16 protein-coding genes are annotated in these 23,046 nt (G+C 74.2%); 11 read left to right on the forward strand and 5 right to left on the reverse strand.

Translation table 11 applies throughout. From position 1 onward, the window contains the following. Positions 1–172: 172 nt before the first annotated feature. Positions 173–529 carry a metalloregulator ArsR/SmtB family transcription factor gene (locus tag ACIQMV_RS09690; protein WP_141357181.1) on the forward strand — a complete coding sequence of 119 codons (357 nt, stop codon included), beginning with the start codon at positions 173–175 and terminating at the stop codon, positions 527–529. Next, complete coding sequence (gene mgtA, locus ACIQMV_RS09695) at positions 519–3,197, forward strand: magnesium-translocating P-type ATPase (RefSeq protein ID WP_402592212.1); 2,679 nt, start codon at positions 519–521, stop codon at positions 3,195–3,197. Before ACIQMV_RS09690 ends, mgtA begins: the two co-directional genes overlap by 11 nt. Here mgtA and ACIQMV_RS09700 read toward each other — a convergent pair. Next, the gene (locus tag ACIQMV_RS09700) at positions 3,154–4,158 is read right to left on the reverse strand and encodes a lytic polysaccharide monooxygenase (protein WP_402592213.1); all 1,005 of its coding nucleotides are present in this window, start codon (positions 4,156–4,158) and stop codon (positions 3,154–3,156) included. The two genes, mgtA and ACIQMV_RS09700, sit on opposite strands and share 44 nt — an antisense overlap. Positions 4,159–4,457: 299 nt before the next feature. On the opposite strand from ACIQMV_RS09700, the gene ACIQMV_RS09705 reads away from it, so the two are divergent. The 6 genes from ACIQMV_RS09705 (at position 4,458) to ACIQMV_RS09730 (ending at position 11,634) form a co-directional block, all read left to right on the forward strand. Then, the gene (locus tag ACIQMV_RS09705) at positions 4,458–5,105 is read left to right on the forward strand and encodes a ScbR family autoregulator-binding transcription factor (protein WP_402592214.1); all 648 of its coding nucleotides are present in this window, start codon (positions 4,458–4,460) and stop codon (positions 5,103–5,105) included. Positions 5,106–5,127: 22 nt separating this feature from the next. Then, the gene (locus ACIQMV_RS09710; RefSeq protein WP_402592215.1) at positions 5,128–6,306 is read left to right on the forward strand and encodes a damage-control phosphatase ARMT1 family protein; all 1,179 of its coding nucleotides are present in this window, start codon (positions 5,128–5,130) and stop codon (positions 6,304–6,306) included. 113 nt (positions 6,307–6,419) lie between these two features. Then, on the forward strand, positions 6,420–8,582 hold the full coding sequence (gene cyc2 / locus ACIQMV_RS09715) for a germacradienol/geosmin synthase Cyc2 (protein WP_402592216.1): 2,163 nt from the start codon (positions 6,420–6,422) through the stop codon (positions 8,580–8,582). Between the two features lie 34 nt (positions 8,583–8,616). Next, positions 8,617–9,180, forward strand: coding sequence for a PDZ domain-containing protein (locus ACIQMV_RS09720; RefSeq protein ID WP_402592217.1), 564 nt, complete (start codon positions 8,617–8,619; stop codon positions 9,178–9,180). A gap of 282 nt (positions 9,181–9,462) precedes the next feature. Then, the gene (locus tag ACIQMV_RS09725) at positions 9,463–10,590 is read left to right on the forward strand and encodes an aminopeptidase P family protein (RefSeq protein ID WP_402592218.1); all 1,128 of its coding nucleotides are present in this window, start codon (positions 9,463–9,465) and stop codon (positions 10,588–10,590) included. Between the two features lie 45 nt (positions 10,591–10,635). Next, on the forward strand, positions 10,636–11,634 hold the full coding sequence (locus ACIQMV_RS09730; protein WP_402592219.1) for an aminoglycoside phosphotransferase family protein: 999 nt from the start codon (positions 10,636–10,638) through the stop codon (positions 11,632–11,634). 25 nt (positions 11,635–11,659) lie between these two features. Here ACIQMV_RS09730 and treZ read toward each other — a convergent pair whose 3' ends face one another. Then, positions 11,660–13,414: a malto-oligosyltrehalose trehalohydrolase gene (treZ, locus tag ACIQMV_RS09735; protein ID WP_402592220.1), complete on the reverse strand. Its 1,755-nt coding sequence runs from the start codon at positions 13,412–13,414 to the stop codon at positions 11,660–11,662. A gap of 173 nt (positions 13,415–13,587) precedes the next feature. Here treZ and ACIQMV_RS09740 point away from each other — a divergent pair, with 173 nt between their 5' ends. From ACIQMV_RS09740 to ACIQMV_RS09750, 3 genes are all read left to right on the forward strand, one after another. After that, positions 13,588–14,139, forward strand: coding sequence for an FHA domain-containing protein (locus ACIQMV_RS09740; protein ID WP_402592221.1), 552 nt, complete (start codon positions 13,588–13,590; stop codon positions 14,137–14,139). A 180-nt stretch (positions 14,140–14,319) separates the two neighbouring features. Beyond that, positions 14,320–15,645 (forward strand): M14 family zinc carboxypeptidase, encoded by a 1,326-nt coding sequence (locus tag ACIQMV_RS09745; protein ID WP_402592222.1) that lies wholly within the window; start codon positions 14,320–14,322, stop codon positions 15,643–15,645. Further along, positions 15,642–16,067 carry an SSI family serine proteinase inhibitor gene (locus ACIQMV_RS09750; RefSeq protein ID WP_402592223.1) on the forward strand — a complete coding sequence of 142 codons (426 nt, stop codon included), beginning with the start codon at positions 15,642–15,644 and terminating at the stop codon, positions 16,065–16,067. The genes ACIQMV_RS09745 and ACIQMV_RS09750 overlap by 4 nt, the downstream gene beginning before the upstream one ends. A 464-nt stretch (positions 16,068–16,531) precedes the next feature. On the opposite strand, the gene ACIQMV_RS09755 is transcribed toward ACIQMV_RS09750, so the two are convergent. The 3 genes from ACIQMV_RS09755 to glgX all read right to left on the reverse strand — a co-directional run bounded on the left by ACIQMV_RS09755 (position 16,532) and on the right by glgX (position 22,919). Next, complete coding sequence (locus ACIQMV_RS09755) at positions 16,532–17,782, reverse strand: M14 family zinc carboxypeptidase (RefSeq protein WP_402592224.1); 1,251 nt, start codon at positions 17,780–17,782, stop codon at positions 16,532–16,534. A 57-nt stretch (positions 17,783–17,839) separates the two neighbouring features. Further along, positions 17,840–20,194: a malto-oligosyltrehalose synthase gene (gene treY / locus ACIQMV_RS09760; protein WP_402592225.1), complete on the reverse strand. Its 2,355-nt coding sequence runs from the start codon at positions 20,192–20,194 to the stop codon at positions 17,840–17,842. Positions 20,195–20,801: 607 nt separating this feature from the next. Then, a complete protein-coding gene (gene glgX / locus ACIQMV_RS09765) occupies positions 20,802–22,919 on the reverse strand; it encodes a glycogen debranching protein GlgX (protein WP_141357152.1) in 2,118 nt (705 codons plus the stop codon). Positions 22,920–23,046 lie beyond the last annotated feature (127 nt).

The following is a 23,046-nucleotide window of genomic DNA, read 5'->3' on the forward strand; positions in this document are numbered from 1 at the left end:
TGTCGGGTGGCCTAACACGTTCCGTGCTGCATCTACAGCAACGTAGAAACTAGCGGAGCGGCGGATAAGTTCCGGTGGACGAGTTCCGGCGGGTCCCGTTCGTACGGGGCCGCCTAGACTGGTGCGGCTCGTACCTGGCGTGCGGGCGTGCGCGAACAGGAGGAAGACGACCGTGGCGGCAGCCGGCAGTGGCTTCGAGGATCCGCCCGCCGACGTGCTCGCGGAGGCGGCCGCGGCCTTCGGGCTGCTCGCCTCGCCCGCCCGGCTGCACATCGTGTGGGCACTGGCCCAGGGCGAGAGCGACGTCACCGGGCTCGCCGAGCGGGTCGGCGGGGCGCTGCCCGCCGTCAGCCAGCACCTGACCAAACTCAAGCTCGCCGGGCTCGTCCGCTCCCGCCGCGAGGGCCGGCGGCAGGTCTACTTCGTCGACGACCCCGACGTGGTCGACGTCGTACGGCTCACGGTCGCCCGGCTCACCGACCGGGGAGCCGACGCCGACGCCCCGGCGCGCCGCCTCCGTGGCCTCTGAGCTCGCGGCGGCGCGCCCGGCCGAGCCGGAGGGAACACCCCTCCAGGTACTGCGGCGGCTCGACAGCGGTCCGCGCGGGCTGACCGACGCCGAGGCGGAGGCACGGCTGGCGGCGGTCGGCGAGAACACGGTCCCCGAGGTGCGCACCCCGTCCTGGCCCCTGCTGTGGGTGCGCTCCCTGCGGGACCCGTTCACGGCCGTACTGCTCTGCCTGGGCCTGGTCTCCACGCTCGTCGCCTCCTGGGGGACCGCCGCGGTGATCCTCAGCCTGGTCGTGGTCAGCTGCGTGCTGCGCGCGACCGGCGAGCACCGGGCCGACCGGTCCATGGCCGCCCTGCGTGAACTGGTCGCCGGCACCGCCACCGTGCTGCGGCGGACGGCCGGCGGGGAACGGCCGCGCGCCCGGGAGGTCCCGGTCACCGAACTGGTGCCGGGCGACGTGCTCCGGCTCGGCCCCGGCGACCGCGTACCGGCCGACGTACGACTCCTGCGCGCCCGAGGGCTGACCGTGCATCAGGCCGCGCTGACCGGCGAGTCCGCCCCGGTCGCCAAGGCGGCCGTGGAGGAGCCGGGGCTCGGGGAAAGCGGCCCGTTCGGACAGGCGCACCTGTGCTTCCAGGGCAGCAGCGTCGCCACCGGCACGGCCACCGCCGTGGTGGTGCACACGGGCGCGCGCACGCGGTTCGCCGCCGCCCACGGCACCGCGGGCCGCGGGCGCGGGGACCGGACGGCCCTCAGCGCCTTCGACCGCTCCGTGCAGGGCATCTCCTGGGTGCTCATCCGGTTCATGCTGCTGACGCCGCCGCTGGTGCTGGTGGCGAACGCGGCGCTGCGCGGGCGCGGCCTGGAGACGCTGCCCTTCGCCGTGGCGGTGGCCGTCGGGCTCACACCCGAGATGCTGCCGGTGATCGTCACCCTCTGCCTGGCCCGCGGCACCCGGCAGCTCGCGGGGGCGCACGGCGTCATCGTCAAGCGGCTGCCCGCACTGCACGACCTGGGCGCCGTCGACGTGCTCTGCGTCGACAAGACCGGCACCCTCACCCAGGACCGGCCCGTCGTCGAACGGGCCCTCGACGCGGACGGCCGGGACGACCCGGAGGTGCTGCGCTGGGCCGCGGTCGGCGCCTGGTGGACCCTCCAGCTCGCCGAACTGCCCGCCCCGGACGCGCTCGACGAGGCACTCCTGGAGGCCGCCGGAGCGGTCGGCGAGGAGCACGACGGGGTCGCGGCCGTCCCCTTCGACCCGGTACGGCGCCTGGCCACCGCCGTGGTGCGGGGCCGGTTCGACAGGCACGTCCTCGTCGTCCGGGGCGCCGTGGAGGACGTACTGGAGCGCTGCGCGCTGGAGCCCGCCGAGCGCGAGCGCCTGCGGGAGCTCGCCGCGCGCGAGGCGGACGCCGGGCTGCGGCTGCTGGCCCTCGCCACCGCCGAACGCGCCGCCCGCACCGGCGACTACACCCCCGCCGACGAGCGCGGCCTCACCTTCCGGGGCCTGATCGCCTTCCGTGACGCGCTCGCGCCGACTGCGGCCGAGGCCCTGCGCGGGCTCGCCGAGGCCGGTGTCACCGTGAAGATCCTCACCGGCGACCACCCCGGCACGGCGGCGCGCGTCTGCCGTGACCTGGGGCTGGAGGTGGGGGAGGTGCACACGGTGGGCCCCGGGCCCGGCGGGGACGGGGACTTCGCGGCGGCCGCAGCCCGTTCCACCGTCTTCGCCCGCTGCACGCCGGACGACAAGGCCCGGGTCGTGGCCGCGCTGCGGGACGCGGGGCACACCGTCGGCTTCCTCGGCGACGGCGCCAACGACGTGCCCGCGCTGCGGGCCGCCGACGTCGGCGTCGCACCGCGGGCGGCCTGTGACATCGCCCGGGACAGCGCCGACGTGGTGCTCGCCGACAAGGACCTCACCGCGATCGGCCACGCCGTGGTCGCCGGCCGGCGGGCCAGCGGCAACATCGCCTCCTATCTGCGCGTCACGCTCTCCTCCAACCTCGGCAACGTCATAGCGATGCTCGTCGCGGGCCTGCTGCTGCCCTTCCTGCCGATGCTCCCGGTGCAGGTGCTCGTCCAGAACCTCTGCTTCGACGCGGCCCAGTCGTCCTTCGCCCACGACCGTCCGGGAAGGGCGGCGCTGCGCCGTCCGACCGCGCTGCGGCCGCGTGCCTTCCTGCGGTTCATCACCGGGTTCGGCTCGCTCAACGCGGTCGCGGACTTCGCGACCTTCGCCGTCCTCGCCCTCGTTCTGTGGGGACCCGACGCGCTGAACGACGAGGCCGTCTTCCACTCGGCCTGGTTCACCGAGAACCTGCTGACCCAGGCGCTGGTGATGGTGCTCCTGCGCACCGGCCGGGACGAGGGCGGCCGGCGGCGGCTGCCCGGACCCGTCGGCCGGGCCGCGGCCGGCCTCGCCCTCGCCGGGCTGCTGCTCCCGGTCAGTCCGCTGGGCCCGCCGCTGGGCATGACGGGGCTTCCGTTGCCCTACTACGTTCTGCTCGCCGCCGTCCTGGCACCGTACGGACTCGCCCTCGCGGCGGCGGTCCGGCGGTACGAGCGGCGAACTCCGGAAGCCGTCGGGCCCGGGTACGCCGCCGAGGCTCCTGGTCAGGAAGCCGGCACGAGCGTGTTCAGCGGCCGCGCAGCCGCAGGGCGAGGGCGGCGCCCCCGGTGAGCACCAGTACCGCGGCGGCGCCGCCCGCCAGCAGTGGCGCGGAAGGACCCTGGCCGGCGTCGGTCGCGGACGCCACCGGGCTGCTGTCGGGAGCGCCCGAACGCGCCTGAGCGGCGGCGGAGTTCGGCGTCTGCCGCGCGGGATCGGTCGTGTGCGGCCCGTGCGAGTGGCCCGGACTCGCGGCCTGCGTGCCCGGCTCCGGCGTACCGGCGGCCGGGCTCCCGCCCGAGCGGCCGGAGTCACCCGGCTTGGCCGGCCCGGCCGTTCCGCTCGTGCCGCCCGAACCGCTCGTGCCGCCGGCCCCCTTTGTCGCCTTTGTCGCCTTCGCGAACACCACGTCCGAGCACGAGTAGTAGGTGTCCGGCGTGCTGCTGTTCTGCCAGATGGTGAACAGCACATGACGGCCCGCCCGGTCGGCGGGCAGCGTCGCCCCGATGCGGTACGCGCCGCCCGTCAGCGGTGGGTCCTTGACCTCGGCGAAGGGCTGGGCGGGCAGGTCCGACCAGGTCAGCGGCTTCGTCGGGTCGTAGCCCTGCCTGGTCAGATAGAGCTTGAACGTGCCCTCGTGCGGGATCGTCGAGGCGTACGCCATCGTGAGCCCCGCGCCCGGCACCAGACGGGTCGACGGCCAGTCGTCGCGGGCGAGGTCGAGGCCCTTGTACGCGGGCAGTCCTCCGCTGCACAGCTTTCCGTCGGGGACGACCTGGCGGTCCCGGCCGCCCACGTTCGCCACCCGCAGGTTGTCCCACGCGGTGAAGGGGGCTCCGTTCGCGGCGACGGCCGCCCGGCAGGCGGCCGAACCGGCCCGGCCGCCGCCGTCCGGCGAGCAGGCGAACACCCGGCTGACCGGGTCGGTCGGGGCGCCGTGCGCGTGTGCGGGCCCGGCCGCCCACACCATGAGCAGGGCCGACACCGCCGTAGCGGCTGCGGTGCGCCCGAGGGGCGCGGTCGTCCGGGTCATCGGGAGACGTCTCCTGGGCCGGCGGGGAAACGGGCTGCTGCGCGGTCCAGTACGGGCGGCGGGCGCGAAGCGTTCAACCGGCCCGCGAGTGGCGGCACATGAGCGCGGACGGGCGGCGGGTGCCGATACAGCGCGTCCCGTCTGGTTCCACCGGCGGCGCGCGTTTCCGGAGCGCCGGGGGTGACGGAGGAAGGTCCAAGGGGCCCTGGTGGACGCCTCGGAGCCGTGAGCTATCGTGTACGCGGAGTGAGAAACAAACGGCACGCCCCGTTCGTTACGGCCCCGGGAGTGTTCTGTCCATGCCGAGGCAGTTACGCGCCGAACAGACCCGCGCGACGATCATCACGGCCGCCGCCGACCTGTTCGACCGGCACGGCTACGAACGGACCAGCCTGAGCGACATCGTCACACACGCACACGTCACCAAGGGCGCCCTGTACTTCCACTTCGCGGCCAAGGAGGATCTGGCCCACGCCATCCTGGAGTTGCAGTCCCGGGCCGCCCGGCAGGTGACCAGTCGCGTGGACGAGCAGGGCCACTCGTCGCTGGAAGCCCTGATACGCATCACCTACGCGCTCACCCGCCTCACCGTGGAGGGCCCCGTCACCCGCGCCGGCCTGCGACTGGCCACCGGAGGAGTCGAGGTGCGCCCGCCGCTGCGGCACCCGTTCACCGAGTGGCTGGACATCGCCACCGGCAAACTCCTCGGCGCCGTCAAGGAGTACGAGATCCAGCAGGACGTCGACGTCCACGCCGTCGCGCACTCCCTCGTCTGCTTCTTCGTCGGCACCCGGGTCGCCGGCCGGCCCCTGGAACCCATGGCGCGGCTGCCGCGCAGGACGACCGAGATGTGGCACCTGCTGATCCGCGGCCTCGTGCCGGTGCACCGGCGCCCCCGCTATCTGAGCCTCGCCACCCGGCTGGAGCGGGAGATCGTCGTCGTATGACCCGCCGGGTACGGTGAGGCGCATGCCCGCCAACCCGTCCGCGCCCGTACTCGTCGGCGACGAACCCGGTTCCTTCCCGCACAGCGTGCTGGCCGAACGGCACCCGGCCGTCATCCGGCAGGTGCGCGACGCGTTCCCCTACGGACCCGGGCAGCACCGCGCCCTGGACACGCTGCTGGAGAGCTGCGCCGAGGGCGTGATCGACGACCTTCCCGCCGCCGCGCCCGACCGCGACCGCTGGCAGGACTGGGGCCTGGGACAGTACGCCGGCCACTCCTGGTTCGACGTGCCGTGGCTGTGGTCCGAGAGCTACTTCTACCGCCGGCTCCTCGAAGCCGTCGGCTACTTCGCACCCGGCCCCTGGCAGGGCATCGACCCCTTCCGCCCGTCCAAACTCGCCGAACTCGAATCCCCGGAGACCGACGAGGAACTGGCGGCGCTCGACGAACTGGAGGGCAAGCCGGCGGCGGAGCGCGCGGACGCCCTGCTGCACGGCTCGCTCTGGGGCAACCGCGCCGACCTCGGCTTCCGGCTGTCGGCGGGCGGCGCCGAGGCCGGACCGCCCGTCCCCGCCCTGGTCGCCGACGACAGGGAGGCCCTCTGGTCGCTGCTGCCGCCCTCCGGCACCGGCACGCTCTGCCTGGTCGCCGACAACGCCGGCCGCGAACTCGTCCCCGATCTCCTCCTCGTCGCCCACCTCCTCGCCCAGGGCCGCGTCCGGCGGGCGGTCCTGCACGTCAAGCCGTACCCGTACTACGTCTCCGACGCCACCACCGCCGACGTCGTCGACGCCGTGCGCCGGCTGACGGCGGCTCCCGGCGCGGCCGCGGAACACGGGCGCCGCCTGTGGGCGGCGATGGCCGACGGCCGGCTGACGGTCCGGGCACACCCCTTCTCCTGCGCCCCGCTGCCCTACGCCGACATGCCCGCCGACCTGCGCGAGGAGTTCGCCGCGGCCACGCTGACCGTGTTCAAGGGCGACCTGAACTACCGGCGGCTGGTGGGCGACCGGCTGTGGCCCCCGACCACGCCGTTCGCGGACACCACCGGCTACTTCCCCGGCCCCCTCGCCGCCCTGCGCACCCTGAAGTCCGACGTGATCACCGGCCTGGACGCGGACACCGAGGCCGCGCTGGACGCCGCCGAGGGCGAGCGCTGGCGCGTCGCGGGCACGCACGCGCTGATCCAGGTCGGGACCTGAGCCGCCGGCCGGCCGCACCGCGCGACAACCCCGTTCACGTGCGGATTCACGCGATGGAGTGATCCAGTTGGTGCGTACGGATGGTGCCGGAGTGTCGCGGGTAGGGCCCGGCCATGACGCAGCAGCCCTTCGAACTCCCGCACTTCTACATGCCGTATCCCGCGCGGCTCAACCCGAACGTCGACGAGGCCCGAGCCCACTCGACGCGGTGGGCGCGCGACATGGGCATGCTGGAGGGCTCCGGGATCTGGGAGCAGTCCGACCTCGACGCGCACGACTACGGACTGCTCTGCGCCTACACCCACCCCGACTGCGACGGGCCCGCCCTGTCGCTCATCACCGACTGGTACGTGTGGGTCTTCTTCTTCGACGACCACTTCCTGGAGACCTTCAAGCGCAGCCAGGACCGCGCGGGCGGCAAGGCCTACCTGGACCGGCTTCCCCTGTTCATGCCCCTCGACCCCGAAACCCCCGTCCCCGAGCCGCGCAACCCGGTCGAGGCCGGCCTCGCCGACCTGTGGGCGCGTACGGTGCCGTCGATGTCGGCCGACTGGCGCCACCGGTTCGCGGTGGCCACCGAGCACCTGCTGAACGAGTCCCTGTGGGAGCTGTCGAACATCAACGAGGGGCGGATCGCCAACCCCGTCGAGTACATCGAGATGCGCCGCAAGGTCGGCGGCGCGCCCTGGTCGGCGGGGCTGGTGGAGTACGCGACCGCCGAAGTGCCCGCCGCCGTCGCCGGAACCCGGCCGCTCAGGGTGCTGATGGAGACGTTCTCCGACGCCGTGCACCTGCGCAACGACCTGTTCTCCTACCAGCGTGAGGTGGAGGACGAGGGGGAGTTGAGCAACGGCGTCCTGGTCCTGGAGACCTTCTTCGGGTGCACCACCCAGGAGGCCGCCGACTCCGTCAACGACGTCCTCACCTCCCGCCTCCACCAGTTCGAGCACACCGCGCTCACCGAAGTGCCCGCGGTGGCCCTGGAGAAGGGCCTCACCCCGGTCGAGACCGCGGCGGTGGCGGCGTACGCCAAGGGCCTCCAGGACTGGCAGTCCGGCGGCCACGAGTGGCACACGCGCTCCAGCCGGTACATGAACGAGCGGGCCCGGCCCACCAGCCCCTGGCAGCGACTGGCCGGCCCCGGCACCTCGGCGGCCGACGTGGGCGCGCTGCTCGCGGCGGCCGGGGCGGAGAGGCTGCGCGCGTACACGCACGTGCCCTTCGAGAAGGTCGGTCCGTCCCGCATCCCCGACCTCCGCATGCCCTACCCGCTGGGGCTGAGCCCGCATCTGGACCGTTCCCGGCGAAGGCTCGTCGACTGGTGCCACAGCATGGGCATCCTCGAGGAGGGCGTGTGGGACGAGGACAAGCTCGCCGCCTACGACCTCGCGCTGTGCTCGGCCGGCATCGACCCGGACGCCACGCCCGAGGCACTCGACCTGAGCGCGCAGTGGCTCGCCTTCGGCACCTACGGCGACGACTACTACCCGCTGGTGTACGGGCACCGCCGCGACCTCGTCGCCGCGAAGGCGACCACGGCACGCCTGTCGGCCTGCATGCCCGTGGCGGGGGAGGCGGCGCCGGTCCCGCTCAACGCCATGGAGCGGAGTCTGACCGACCTGTGGGCGCGCACCACCGCGGAGATGACCCCCGACCAGCGGCGCACCCTGAAGCACGCCATCGACTCGATGACCGAGAGCTGGGTGTGGGAGCTGTCCAACCAGCTCCAGAACCGCGTCCCCGACCCGGTCGACTACCTGGAGATGCGGCGTGCCACCTTCGGCTCCGACCTCACCCTGAGCCTGTGCCGGATGGGATACGGCCCGGCCATCCCCGCGGAGGTCTACCGCAGCGGCCCGGTCCGCTCCCTGGAGAACGCGGCCGTCGACTACGCCTGCCTTCTCAACGACGTCTTCTCGTACCAGAAGGAGATCGAGTACGAGGGCGAGATCCACAACGCGATCCTGGTCGTACAGCACTTCTTCGGCATCGACTACCCGGCCGCCCTCAAGGTCGTCCAGGACATGATGAACCAGCGCATGCGTCAGTTCGAGCACGTCGTCGCCCACGAACTGCCCGTCGTCCAGGACGACTTCGAGCTGTCCGAGGAGGCGCGGGCGGCCCTGCTCGGCTATGTCGCCGACCTGCAGAACTGGATGGCGGGCATTCTCAACTGGCACCGGAACGTGGACCGCTACAAGGCCGAGTGGCTGGGCCGCCGGGCCCACGCCTTCCTCCCGGACCGTCCGCCGGTCGCCGCCCTCCCCGTGGGCTGACCGCCCACCGAACAGCGGCAGCCGGAGGCGGTCGATGGAACAGACAGCGTTGCGTCCCAAGCCGATGCCGGGACAGGAGCCCGGCGGTGGCGAGCACGGCCCGGTACGACGCCCGTTCGCCGCGCGCCGCCGCGGCCGCCGGCTCGCGGCCCTGGCGTGCGGGCTGCTCGCCGCGATCGTCCTGGTCCTGTCCGGGGTCGGCCTCGGCGCGGTGGGCCTCACGGTGATCGGCACGAGCAGGCCCGCCCCCGTTGAGCCGCAGCGGCCGGCCGGCACCCGGGCGCGCACGGATCAGGCGCCCGTCTCCGCGCCCGTCTCCGCGCCCGCACCGGTGCGTCCGACCCTGGGCGTGGAGGTGGTGGACGACGGCAGGCCCGGAGCCCGGGTGGTCGGCGTCCACGTCCCCGGCCCCGGGTACACGGCGGGCCTGATCCGCGGCGACGTACTCCTCGTCTTCGGCAGAACCCGGGTGGACACGGCGGCGGACCTGGCCCGCGCGGTCGCCGGGTCCCGCCCGGGGCAGCCGGTGGTCCTCACCGTGCGCCACGCCGACGGCGGCTACCAGCAGCTGACGGTCACCCCGGGGATCGTCACATGACGGCTCCCGCCGCATCCCGAGGCCCGGCCTGGCTCATGCCCCGTACCCGGCCCCGTCCTGTGCCCCGCCGCGGCCCGTGGTCCGCCCTGGTCCGTGGCCTGCCCCGGCTCGTTGCCCGTGTCCCGTCCCGTGGCTCGTCCCCCGTGCGTCGGCCGAGGGGCCGGTGCGGGCGGACGACGCGAGGGTGGTCGAGATCCCCGACCGGCTCGCGTCGCACGGCGTGGCCGGGCAGGATGCTGCCCGTAGCCTTCCTCACCGTTTCAGCCGCATACGGAGGCCCGGATGACCGGCACCGCGCTCGCGCCCTTCACCGCCGACGACTACAGGGTCCGGCTGGAACGCGCCGCCCGCGCGGCGGCCGACGCCGGTCTGGCCGGACTGCTGGTGGCACCGGGGCCGGACCTGGCGTGGCTGACCGGGTACGCGCCCACCGCCGTCACCGAACGGCTCACGCTGCTCGTCCTCGCCGCCGGACGCGAACCCGTACTCGTCGTGCCCACCCTGGAGGCCCCGGACGCCGCCAAGGCGTCCGGCGCGTCCGCCCTGGCCCTGCGCGACTGGACCGACGGCACCGACCCCTACGCCGTCACCGCCGCCCTCCTCGACGACCGCGGCCGGTTCGGCATCAGCGACAACACCTGGGCCATGCACCTGCTCGCCCTGCAACAGACGCTGCCCAAGACCTCCTACGCCTCCCTCACCGAGGCCCTGCCCATGCTGCGCGCGGTGAAGGACGCGGCCGAGGTGGAACTGCTCGCGGCGGCGGGCGCGGCCGCCGACGCCGCGTTCGAGGAGATCCGGAAGCTGCGGTTCTCCGGCCGCCGCGAATCCGAGGTCGCCGCCGACCTCGCCGGCCTGCTGCGGCGCTTCGGACACTCCCAGGTCGACTTCACCATCGTCGGCTCCGGACCCAACGGCGCGAATCCGCACCACGAGGTGGGCGACCGCGTCATCGAGCGCGGCGACATGGTCGTCCTCGACTTCGGCGGCCTCAAGGACGGCTACGGCTCCGACACCACCCGCACCGTGCACGTCGGCGAGCCGACCGACGAGGAGCGGCGGGTGCACGACATCGTCCGCGAGGCCCAGGAGGCCGGCTTCCGGGCGGTGCGCCCCGGAGTCTCCTGCCAGGAGGTCGACCGCGCCGCCCGCGCGGTCATCACCCGGGCTGGGTACGGCGAGTTCTTCATCCACCGCACCGGCCACGGCATCGGCGTCACCACGCACGAGCCGCCCTACATGATCGAGGGCGAGGAGCAGCCCCTCGTACCCGGCATGTGCTTCTCCGTGGAGCCCGGCATCTACCTGCCCGGCCGCTTCGGGGTGCGCATCGAGGACATCGTCACCGTGACCGAGGACGGGGGCCGCCGCCTCAACGACACGACCCGGGAGATGGTCATAGTGGACTGACCACCGGCAGTCCCCACCCCGCAACCGCAACGACACGGCGCGACGATGACCCAGGCACCGACACCCACCACGGACACGGTCCGCAGACTGGTCCGCACCCTGCTCAAGGACGGCTCGGACACCGCCCGCGGACCCGAGATCCGGCCCGTCGCCGAGGGCGGCGAGCACTCCACCTGGTGGGTCGGCACCCGCCATGTGCTGCGCCTGGCCCCCGACCGTGAGGCCGCCGAGCGCCAGCGCCGCGAACTGCGGCTGCGCGAACTGGTCCGCCCGCACCTTCCGGTCGCCGTCCCGGCCAGCGTCGCGCGCGGCGAATGGGCGCCCGGGCTGACGTACACGCTGGACACCCGGATCACCGGCGGCTCGGCCGGCGAGCACGACGTCTCCGCCGTCGGCGAGGACGACCTGGCCGGGCTGTTCACCGGGCTGCGCGAGGTCCCCGTCCGGCAGGCCCGGACCCTCGGCGTCCCGCGCACCGCGCCGCGCTCCCTGGAGGCGCTGCGCCGCATGGCCGTGCACGCCGCCGTACGCCTCGGCGCCGCCGACGAGTTCGACCCTGCGCGGATGGCCCAGCTCACCGCGCCCGCCGCGGCCCAGCTCGCCGCCCAGCCCGGCACCGCCGTGCTCGTCCACCACGACCTCAAGGGCGAGCATCTGGTGGTGAGCGCCGACGGCCGGGTGCGCGGGGTCCTCGACTGGACCGACGCCGTGGTCGGCGACCCGGCCGAAGACATCGCCGGCGTCGCCGTCGCCGTGGGTTCCCCCGCCGCGGTGCGCGCCGCCACCCTCGCCGGCTACAGCGCCCGGCCCTGCCTGCGCGGCCTGTGGCTGGCCCGCTGCGACACCGTGATCCGCCTCGCCGCGCGCCTCGACGGCCGCGACGAAAGCCCGCTGCCGCTCCTCAGGTCCCAGCTGCGCCACGCCTGGGAGGCGATTCTGCTGGAGCGGGTGACGGAGTTCCGGGAGGACGCCGCGGACCCGGCGGACCCCGCAGACCCCGCTCACCTCGCTGACCCCGCCGACCCCGGGGACACCGGCGAGTAGGCGCCGTCCGGGCGCGGTGCCGTGCTCAGTGCTGGAACAGCACCGCGCACGACTCCGCGGGCACGTGCAGCAGCCCGTCCGCTCCGGGTGCCGCGACCGGTTCCCAGGCGGCCAGCACCTCGGTGGGACGGTTGCCGAGGGGGATCCGCGCAGGCTCCTTGGCGAGGTTGAGCGCCACCAGCACGTCCCCGCGCCGGAAGGCGAACCAGCGGGCCTCCTCGTCGTAGGCCACCTTGGTGTCGGCGAGGTCGGGGTCGGTGAGGTCGGGCTGCTCGTGCCGCAGGGCGGTCAGCCGGCGGTACCAGGCCAGCACACGCGCGTGCGGCTCGCGCCCCGGCTCGGACCAGTCCAGGCAGGAGCGGTCACGGGTCGCCGGGTCCTGAGGGTCGGGCACGTCCTCCTCCGCCCAGCCGTGTTCGGCGAACTCCCGCCGCCGGCCCCGTCGCACCGCCTCCGCGAGCTCCGGGTCGGTGTGGTCGGTGAAGTACTGCCACGGCGTGCCGGCCGCCCACTCCTCGCCCATGAACAGCATCGGCGTGAACGGCGCGGTCAGCGTCAGCGTGGCCGCGCAGGCCAGCAGCCCGGGGGAGCCGGCGAGCAGCGTGGACAGGCGGTCGCCCCGGGCACGGTTGCCGACCTGGTCGTGGGTCTGGCTGTAGCCGAGCAGCCGGTGCCCGGCCACCCGGGTGCGGTCCAGCGGGCGGCCGTGATGGCGGCCCCGGAAGCCGGAGTACGTCCCGTCGTGGAAGTAGCCGCCGGTGAGGGTCTTGGCGACCGCCGCGAGCGGGGCCCGTCCGAAGTCGGCGTAGTAGCCCTGGGACTCGCCGGTCAGCGCCGAGTGCAGCGCGTGGTGGAAGTCGTCGTTCCACTGGGCGTCCAGGCCGAGACCGCCCTCCGCGCGCGGGGTGATGATCCGCGGGTCGTTCAGGTCCGACTCCGCGATCAGGAACGGACGGCGGCCCAGGTCGGCGGAGAGCGCGTGCACGGCCGTCGACAGCTCCTCCAGGAAGTGGCACGCGCGCGTGTCCACCAGGGCGTGCACCGCGTCCAGGCGCAGACCGTCGATCCGGTAGTCGCGCAGCCACGCCAGCGCGCTGCCGACCAGGAACCGGCGCACCTCGTCCGAGCCGGGCGCGTCCAGGTTGACGGCGGCGCCCCACGGGGTGTGGTGGGTGTCGGTGAAGTACGGCCCGAACCGCGGGAGGTGGTTGCCCGACGGACCCAGGTGGTTGTGCACCACGTCCAGGACCACGCCCAGGCCCAGCTCGTGGGCCCGGTCGACGAAGCGTTTCAGCCCCTCGGGTCCGCCGTACGGCTCGTGCACGGCCCACAGCGACACGCCGTCGTAGCCCCAGCCGTACCGGCCGGGGAACGGGCACACGGGCATCAACTCCACGTGGGTGACGCCCAGTTCCACCAGATGGGGCAACCGTTCGGCGGCCGCGTCGAAGGTGCCCTCACGCGTGTACGTGCCGATGTGCAGCTCGTACAGGACCGCGCCGGACAGCGGGTGCCCGGGCCACTCGGCGGAGCGCCACGGGTACCGCGCGTGCTCGACGACCGCGCTCAGCCCGTCCGGGCCGTCCGGCTGCCGCGGCGAGCGCGGATCGGGCAGCACCGGGCCGCCGTCCAGCGCGAATCCGTACCGCGAGCCGTCGCGCGCCTCGGCCTCACCGGTCCACCACCCCTCCCGCTCCGGATCGTGCTCCAGCGCGCGCGTGGCGCCGTCGCACTGGAGCGTCACACGGCCGGCCTGTGGTGCCCACACCTCGAACTGCACGGACGGTTCCCCTTCGTTCGCTCACCGTGACGTAGCCCGTCCATGGTGCGGCACAAGAGATCAATCCGCTTTTGAATTCCCCCTTTCACGGTGGGTGTCGCCGGATCCGCGTGGCTGGTGTGCGTCGCCGTGGTAGCTGGACACGCGGGGTCGACTGACCGACAATCACCAACGTGACGTCGTCCTTCGAGTCCCACACGTACCCCGCGCGGCTCTCCGACGCGCAGCGCGACAAGGCGCTGAAGGTGCTCCGTGACGGCGTCGCGATGGGACGGCTGTCGCACGACACGTTCGTACGGCGGATGGAGCTGGCCCTGGCCGCCCGCCGGCCGGACGAACTCGCCGCGCTCACCTCGGACCTGCGCACCGAGGGACGCGTCTCCCGGCTGGTGTTCGGCACGGTCGAGGCGGTGTCCGGTTTCAGCGTCCGGCTGCGCCGGGCCTGGCAGGTCGAGCGGCTGCCCAAGCTGCTGCTGCCGCTTCCCGGCAGTGGTCACCCGTTGCTCATAGGGCGCGATCCTGCCAGCGGTCTGCGGCTGACCCACGAGACGGTCTCCCGGGTGCACGCCGAACTGCGCCACCAGGGCGGCATGTGGGTGCTGCGGGACCTCGGCTCGACCAACGGCACGACCGTCAACGGGCGGCGCGTGGTCGGCGCGGCGGTCGTGCGCGAGGGCGACCAGGTCGGGTTCGGGCAGGTGGCGTTCCGGCTCTCCGCGAACTGAACCACACCGCCGCCACCGGCCCCGGCTCATCCGACATGGCGGGTCAAGTCCTTTTTCGGACGCTGGTGTTGACGTATCCGACACGTCATGACTGACTGTGTGTACGCCATGCACATGTGGTGAAGCGTCGGCGCCGCACTGTGGAGGTGTGCCCTGCCGCCACTCCCGTGCTATCCGTCCGTGGACGAGCTGGGCGCGCACGCCGCCGCACTCGTCGCCCGCCGGCCCCGGGACGCCCGGCTGCGCCGCGTCGGCACCTCCCGCGGTGGCCTGCCCCTGTGGCTGCTCTCCGTCGGCCACGGCAGCCGCCAGGCCCTCGTGGTCGCCGGACCGCACGCCAACGAGCCCGTGGGCGGAGCCACCGTACTGAGGCTGGCCGAACGCGTGCTGGCCGGCCGCGGCGGCGGCGCGGATGCCGACGTCACCTGGAACCTGCTGCTGTGCCTCGACCCCGACGGCTCACGGCGCAACGAGGGCTGGCTCAAGGGCCCTTACACCCTCGGCCACTACTTCCGGGACTTCTTCCGGCCCGGGTTCCTGGAGCAGCCGGAATGGCTGCCCGACGGTGCCGCGGCCGCCGCGCTGCCGGAGACCCGGGCGCTGCTCGAACTCCAGGACGAGCTGCGGCCCTTCGTCCAGTGCTCGCTGCACGGCGTCGACGTCGGCGGCGGCTTCGTCGAGGTGACCCGCGAACTGCCCGGCCTCGCACGGCGCGTGGGGCACGCCGCGGCCCGGCTCGGCATCCCGCGCGAACTCGGCCCGTACGACCCCCTGTACTGGCCGCGTCTGGGGCCCGCCGTCTACCGGATCCCGCCGCCGCGCCGGAGCGGCCTGGCCGCCGCCATCACCGAGGCGGCCGTGGAGTCGACGTGGTTCCACCCGCAGCGGCACGGCACCGTGACCGCCGTCGTCGAAGCGCCCATGTGGGGTGTGGACGCCGTGTCCGACGGCTCGGCGCCCGCGGACCCGGACGGCGTGCTGCGCACCGTCAGCCGCGCCCTGCGCGAGGACATCCGGCTCATGGAACGGCTGCTGGAACGGGTCCGGCCGTACCTCGCCGACGTGCCGGACGCGGACCGGCTGCTCGCGCCGGTGGACGACTACCTCCTGGTCTGCCCCGGGCTCGCCGACGCGTGGGACCCCGACACCGACGACGGCACCCTGCGCCCGCTCCCGCCGCTGACCAACGCCCACCTGGCCGCGCTGCGCATCGCGGGGCGGCGGCTGGCGCTGCGCACCGCCGGACTGCTGCACCGGCTCGTGCGCGGTGCCGGGCACGACAGGGCCGGCGTCCTGCCCGAACTGGACCGGTTCATCGAGCAGGGATGCGCCGACTACCACGACAACCTGCGGGCGCGCTGGATACCGGTCGCCCGGCAGGCCGAGTACCAGACGCGGGTGGTGCTGGCCGTGTGCGAACTCGCCGGGCGGCACGCGCGCGTGCGCTCACGATCGGGTGAGCCGGGGTGGGGCACGCGGGCGGCCGTGCCGATACAGCGGGAATGACCCACCTCACCAAGGCGGCCACGACCTGCCTGCGCCGCGGTCTGACGGCGGCGGCCGCGCTGCTGCTCGCCGGCGCCGCCCCGGCCACGGCCGCCCACCGGCCCACCGGCCAGTCCGACTGGCTCTACGTCACGGTCACCCACGGCGACGAGCGCTCCGGTCATGTCCGAGGCGCCCTGCTCCTGTGCGACCCGCCCCGGGGCCACGCCCACGCGGCCGCCGCCTGTACCCAGCTCCGCTCGTCCGGCGGCGACATCCACGGCATCCCCCACCGGGACGTCCTCTGCCCGATGGTCTACGCCCCGGTAACGGCCCACGCCCGAGGCCAGTGGCACGGCCGAACGATCCACTACACGGAGACCTTCTCCAACACCTGCCAACTGAACGCCCGCACGGGCGCCGTCTTCGCCATGGGCAACTGAGGCCCGACGCACGGCGGTTGGAACGTGCACCGCGCACCCGGCACGCGCGCGTGCCCAGGCCGGGCTTCCGGGGGTGTGCCGCTGTCGTACGTGCGGCGCGGCGGCGGGCACGCCCGCTGGAACGCCCGGCCGGGCGATGCCATCGCCGTGGGTGGCGGTACGCGCGTGTGCCAGGGCGGGTGTGCGGGGGCCGCTGCCGTGCGTATGCGGCGCCGTGACGGGCGCCCGCTCGCTGGCCAGGGACTGTGGTCGGCACGGGGCGGCGCGGCCGGTGCGGGCGGCGACGGCCGTGTGTCCGGCGGGCGTGAGTGCTCAAGGTGCCGTCGGGGCACGGGGCACGGGGCACGGGGCACGGGGCACGGGGCACGGGGCACGGAGCACGGGGCCGGCCGCTGCCGTGCGTGCACGGTGCGGTGGCGGATGCTCGCTGCCGGTTCGGCGCAGGGCGGTGTGGCCCGGGTGGGTCAGGTGGGTGGGGTGCGGGCCTGGTGGGCTGTGGTGACGACTGTGCGGCTCTGGTGTTCCACCTGGTGTGCCAGGGGGACCCAGCGGGCGTGGAAGCGGTGGGCGAAGGACTCGCTCCAGGTGGTCACGAGCTGTTCCAGGTCCGGGGCGGCGCGGTCGTCGGTCTCGCGCAGGGTCCGCAGGAGCATCGCCGCGGCCCGCAGCGGCAGGCGGCGCCCGAACGCGTCCACGCTGCCGACGTACGCCATCGTGGTGTCCGCGGGCGGGGTGTGGATCCAGTCCGCGGCCAGTCCCGGCACCAGGCTCAGCCCCCACTTCGCCGCCCGCAGCAGCGGCCCGTCCGCCCCGCGCAGGCGCGGCAGCGCGTCGGTGAGGACCAGCTCCACCTCCCGCGCGTCCCGCAGCAGCCGGTGCGCGAGCCGCCGTATCGCCGCCGCCGGGGCGGGATGCGGCGCGGGGTCGTCCACCAGGTCGCTCGCCCACATCGGCACCTCCACGACCGCGGTCATGCCGCCGTACCGGTGCGGGCGGAACCAGGTGCTGTGCCGCGCGTCGTCCGGCATGCTCGGATACGCCGGGTCCGCGCCGCGCCCCGGCATCACCCGCACCCCGGGCCCCGAGACCGGCCAGCCCGCCGCGTCCGAGGCACCCGTCTCCACCGGGATGTGCAGCCGTGCCGCCGACTTGCCGAACGGCTCGGCGAGCCCGGGCACGTCCCGGGTCAACTGCACCCAGCTGCCGCCCAGTTCGGTGCCGTGCAGCGTCACCTGGAGGTAGGGCCGCAGCTCGTCGATCACCCCGGTCAGCGCCCGCGTCTCCGGCGGCAGCCGGTCGGGCGGCAGCACGGAGGGCGACCACTCCGGCTGCTCGGGCCCGGCGGGCCGGAAGAACCCGAGGTGGTAGTCGAGCAGGCTGCGCGGGGCAGGAGTGACGTGCAGACTCGCCCCGTCCGGGTCCGCGCACAGCAGGAAGTGCCAGGAGGTGTCCACCCGCAACCGCTCCTCGCGCAGCACGCGGCGGGCGACGGCGAGGAGGGTGGAGCCGCCGGTGGGCTCGTTCGCGTGGGCGCCGGCGACCACCAGCACCGCCCGCCGGGCGTGTCCGACGGACAGCAGGTGCAGCGGTCGTCCCGCGCGGGAGTGGCCGACCTGCCTCAGTACACACCGGTCCGGCCGGTACGCGGCCAGCGCACGGGCGGAGGCGACCAGTTCGGGAACACTGGGGTAGCGCAACTCCGGCAGGAGACTCACCCCCGACCTGTCCTCCCGGCTTCGCATTCCGCAGTACCCCACGGACGCCGGGTCCTGTCAAGCGCGCTCCAGCAGCGCCACCGGCAGCCGCTCGAAGAGTTCCGCCACGAGCACGTGCCCCTCGAACTCCCGCCCCGGGGTGAGCGTGTCGGTCCACCGGCCCGGCGGCAGGGGCAGCCGGGTGTCCCGCCAGCCGCCCGCCTCCGCCAGCCGCAGCGACAGCCGGGTCACGGCCGTGACCACCTCACCGGAGCGCTCGAACGCCGCACAGTGGGCCGCCGCCGGCCCCTCGGCGGGCAGCGGGGCGTACGTCGCCGCCGGGCCGAAGACCTCCGGCCGGCGGGCGCGCAGCCGCAGCGCCGCCACCGTCACCGCGCCCTTGTCGCCCGCGTCGGCGGGCGGGAACCGCACCGGGCGCCGGTTGTCCGGGTCGACCAGGGCCCGGTACTCGGCCTCCGTGCCCTGGTACACGTCGGGCACGCCGGGCATCGTCAGGTGCACCAGGGCCGTACCCAGGACGTTCACCCGGATGTGCGGTTCGAGCGCGGTGCGCAGGGCGGTCACCGGCCCCGCCGGCGCCCCGCACGGCCCCTCGTCGACGAACCGCGCCACCGCCTCCTCGTAGGCGGGCTGCTGCTCGGTCCAGCTCGTGTGGAGGCCCGCCTCCCGCACATGCTTCAGCAGCGCCTGCCGCACGCGTTCCCCGTCGGCGGGGCCGAGGCCGAACACCGTCTGCCAGGCCGCCCAGGCCAGTTGCCGGTCCGGCACGCCCTCTCCGCCGCCGGTCACCTCGTCCAGCAGGTCCGCCCAGACGCGCGGGCACTCGGTGAGCACGGCCAGCGCCGCCCGTACGTCGGCGCTGCGCTTGGTGTCGTGCGTGGAGACCACGGTCCCGGTGACCGGCCAGTCGCGCTGCATTTGGGCGCAGTACGCGTGGAAGTCCTCCGGGGACACCGCCGGGTGACCGGGCTCGCCGCCCACCTCGTTGGCCGACAGCAGCGGCACGTACCGGTAATAGGCGGTGTCCTCGACGGACTTGGCGCGCAACGCGGAGGCGGCCTGCGCGAACCGGGCGCGGAACTCCATGGCGCCGGGCCCGGATCCGGCCCGTCCGACGACCAGGTCGCGCACCACGTCGACGGCCTCGCCCTCCTCCGGCACCACGAAGGCGAGCCGGGCCTCCTCGGCGGCCTGCTGGGTGACCACGGACGCCGGGTCCACGGAGGCGTAGGGCCGGTAGACGCGGAGGCGGACCAGCAGCTCCCGCAGCGCGGTGCGCAGCGCCCAGGGAGCGCGGTCGCGCAGCGCCGGGTCCGGGGAGGTGGCGCACACCCGGTTCGCCACCCGGGTCAGCCGCCCCGTCTCGGCGGCCAGCTCGTGCGTGATCACCGTGTACGCCGCTCGTCGTACGGTCGCCTCCCAGTCCCCGCCGTCGTCGTCGCGCGGAGCGGCGAACCGCCGGTAGCGCCCGGCCAGCTCGGCCGCTCCGGCCGGGTCGGTGAACAGGCCGTCGACGTGCCGCAGGGCGTCGTAGCCGGTGGTGCCCGCGACCGGCCAGGAGGCCGGCAGGTGCTCGCCGTCGGAGAGGATCTTCTCGACGACCGTCCAGCGCCCGCCGGTCGCCTCGTGCAGCCGCCGGAGGTAGGCGTCGGGGTCGGCGAGCCCGTCCGGGTGGTCGACGCGCAGCCCGTCGACCACCCCCTCCGCCAGCAGCTGGAGGATCTTGGCGTGGGTCGCCCGGAACACCTCCGGGTCCTCCACCCGCACCCCGATCAGCTCCGAGATGCTGAAGAAGCGCCGGTAGTTCAGTTCCGTACGGGCCAGTCGCCACCACACCGGCCGGTACCACTGCGCGTCCAGCAGTTCGGGCAGCGGCAGTCTCCCGGTGCCCTCGCGCAGCGGGAAGGCGTGGTCGTGGTAGCGCAGGACGTCGCCGTCCGCCTTCAGCTCGCCGGCCTCCCGGCCGACCGGACGGCCGAGCACGGGCAGCAGCACCTTGCCGCCCTGGGCCTCCCAGTCGATGTCGAACCAGCGCGCGTACGGCGACGCGGGGCCCTCCCGCAGCACCTCCCACAGGGCGTGGTTGTACCGCGGGGCCATGGCCACGTGGTTCGGCACGATGTCCACGACCAGGCCGAGCCCGTGCTCCCGCGCGGTGCGCGCCAGCGCCCGCAGGCCCTCCTCACCGCCGAGCTCGTCGCGCACCCGTGTGGGGTCCACGACGTCGTAGCCGTGCGCGGAGCCGGGTACGGCCTGGAGAACGGGCGACAGGTGCAGGTGCGAGACGCCGAGCGAGGCCAGGTACGGGACGGCCCGCTCCGCGGCCGCGAACGGGAAATCGGGCTGGAGCTGGAGCCGGTAGGTGGCCGTGGGCACGACGGGCACGGGACGCTCGGGTGTCTCGGATGTCATGGAGAGCTACGTACCCGCCCGGCCGCCTTTGGTGTCACCCGGCCGCCATGTGCCCCGGGCCCCACGCGGGCGGGCGAGCGCCCTCGCCCGGACGGACGCTTGCCCCCACCCGGGTGGGGAGCCTGTTGTCGCCCGGTGGGGGCGCCACGTCGGCTTCCGGGCCGGGGGGGCACGTCGGCTTCCGGGCCGAGGGTGCCACGCAGGCTCCCTGCCCGGGAGGGGGGCGCTGCACCGGGCGCCTCGCCCCGCCTGGGAGTGCTGCGCCGGGCTTGGGGGGCACGCCGGCTTCCGCCCGGGGGCACGCCGGTTCCCCGCCCGGGAGGGTGGGCGCTGCACCGGCGCCTCGCGCCGTCCGGGAGTGCTGCGCCGGGCTTCCGGTCTGGGGGGCCACGCCGGCTCCCCGCTGGGGAGGGCGGGCGCTGCGCCGGGCGCCTCGTCCGACCCGGGGCCAGGCCTGGGGAGGCGCCGAGCCGGCTTCGGCCCCGGGGAACGCCACGTCGGCTTCCGGCCGGGGTCTCACGTCGGCTCCCTGCCCGGGAGGGTGCGCGCTGCACCGGCGCCTCGCGCCGACCCGGAGCGCCACCCCGGTTTCCGGCCCCGGGGAGCGCTAAGCCGGGCGTCGCAGTACCGTCAGGCTGCGGTCCGTCAGGGTGAGCCGTTCCCCGGCCCGCACCTTGGGGCCGGTGCCCGGCGGGACCGGGTCCGTGCGCGCGGTGTCCACCACCACCTGCCATTGGCGCCCGTGATCGACCGGCACGGCGAAGTCGAGCGGCTTCGGCGCGGCGTTGAACAGCAGCAGGAAGGAGTCGTCGGCGATCCGCTCCCCGCGCGTGCCGGGCTCCGAGATCGCGTTGCCGTTGAGGAAGACGGTCAGCGCGGAGGCCCGCGCCGAGTCCCAGTCCTGCTGGGTCATCTCCCGGCCCTCGGGGGTGAACCAGGCGATGTCGGACAGCTCGTCGTGCGTGCCCTCCACCGGCCGCCCGTGGAAGAAGCGGCGCCGCCGGAAGACCGGGTGGTCCCTGCGCAGCCCCGCCATCGCCCGGACGAAGTCCAGCAGTTCGCCGTCCTGCTCGCCGGGCTCCGGCCAGCGCACCCAGGACAGCTCGTTGTCCTGGCAGTAGGCGTTGTTGTTGCCCCGCTGGGTCCGCGCGAACTCGTCACCGTGGCTGATCATGGGCACGCCCTGGGACAGCATCAGCGTCGCGACGAAGTTCCGCGCCTGCCGGGCCCGCAGCTCGAGCACCCGGGGGTCGTCGCTCTCGCCCTCGGTGCCGCAGTTCCAGGACCGGTTGTGGCTCTCGCCGTCCCGGTTGTCCTCGCCGTTGGCCTCGTTGTGCTTGTTGTTGTACGACACCAGGTCGTGCAGGGTGAAACCGTCGTGGCAGGTGACGAAGTTGATCGAGGCCAGCGGGCGGCGGCCGTCGTCCTGGTAGAGGTCGGAGGAGCCGGTCAGCCGGGAGGCGAACTCGGCGAGCGCCCGCGGTTCGCCGCGCCACAGGTCCCGCACGGTGTCGCGGTACTTGCCGTTCCACTCGGTCCACAGTGGCGGGAAGTTCCCCACCTGGTAGCCGCCCTCGCCGACGTCCCAGGGCTCGGCGATCAGCTTCACCTGGGAGACCACCGGGTCCTGCTGCACCAGGTCGAAGAACGACGACAGCCGGTCCACCTCGTGGAACTGCCGCGCCAGGGTGGCCGCCAGGTCGAAGCGGAAGCCGTCGACGTGCATCTCGGTGACCCAGTACCGCAGCGAGTCCATGATCAGCTGGAGCACGTGCGGGGACCGCATGAGCAGGGAGTTCCCGGTGCCCGTGGTGTCCATGTAGTAGCGCGGGTCATCGGTGAGCCGGTAGTAGCGCGGGTTGTCGATGCCCTTGAAGGACAGCGTCGGGCCCAGGTGGTTGCCCTCGGCGGTGTGGTTGTAGACGACGTCGAGGATGACCTCGATCCCGGCCTCGTGCAGCGCCCGGACCGCCGACTTGAACTCCAGGACCTGCTGGCCGCGGTCGCCCCAGGAGGCGTAGGCGTTGTGCGGGGCGAAGAAGCCGATCGTGTTGTAGCCCCAGTAGTTGTTGAGGCCCAGGTCGACCAGGCGGTGATCGTTCACGAACTGGTGCACGGGCATCAACTCAAGTGCGGTGACGCCGAGTTCGGTCAGATGGTCGATGACCGCCGGGTGGGCGAGACCCGCGTAGGTGCCGCGCAGTTCCTCGGGCAGCCCCGGGTGCCGCATGGTGAGGCCCTTGACATGGGCCTCGTAGATCACCGTCTCGTGGTAGCCGCGGCGCGGCAGCCGGTCGTCGCCCCAGTCGAAGTACGGGTTGACCACGACGGACGTCATGGTGTGCGGCGCGGAGTCCAGGTCGTTGCGCCGGCCGGGGTCGTCGAAGTGGTAGCCGTACACCTCCTCGCCCCACCGGATCGAGCCGCTGATCGCACGCGCGTACGGGTCGAGCAACAGCTTCGCCGAGTTGCAGAGCAGTCCGCGCTCCGGGGCGTACGGACCGTGCACCCGGAACCCGTACCGCTGTCCCGGCATGACACCGGGCACGTACGCGTGCCGGACGAAGGCGTCGCTCTCCCGCAGTTCCACCGCCGTCTCCGAGCCGTCGTCGTGCAGCAGACACAGCTCCACTCGGTCCGCGGCCTCCGTGAAGACCGCGAAGTTGGTGCCGGCGCCGTCGTACGTGGCGCCGAGTGGGTACGCCTCTCCAGGCCAGACCTGCATGGACAAGACTCTTTCAGGTGTGCGGCGCCGCGGGTGGCGCCTTGACTCCGAGTCTCCACGAAAGTCGGGGATGCGCCTATGACGCACGTCCGTGTGCCGAACCGGTGCGTTGGCTGAGCCCCTCCCC

The sequence above is a fragment of the Streptomyces sp. NPDC091412 genome, from assembly GCF_044756885.1.
Lineage (GTDB): Bacteria > Actinomycetota > Actinomycetes > Streptomycetales > Streptomycetaceae > Streptomyces.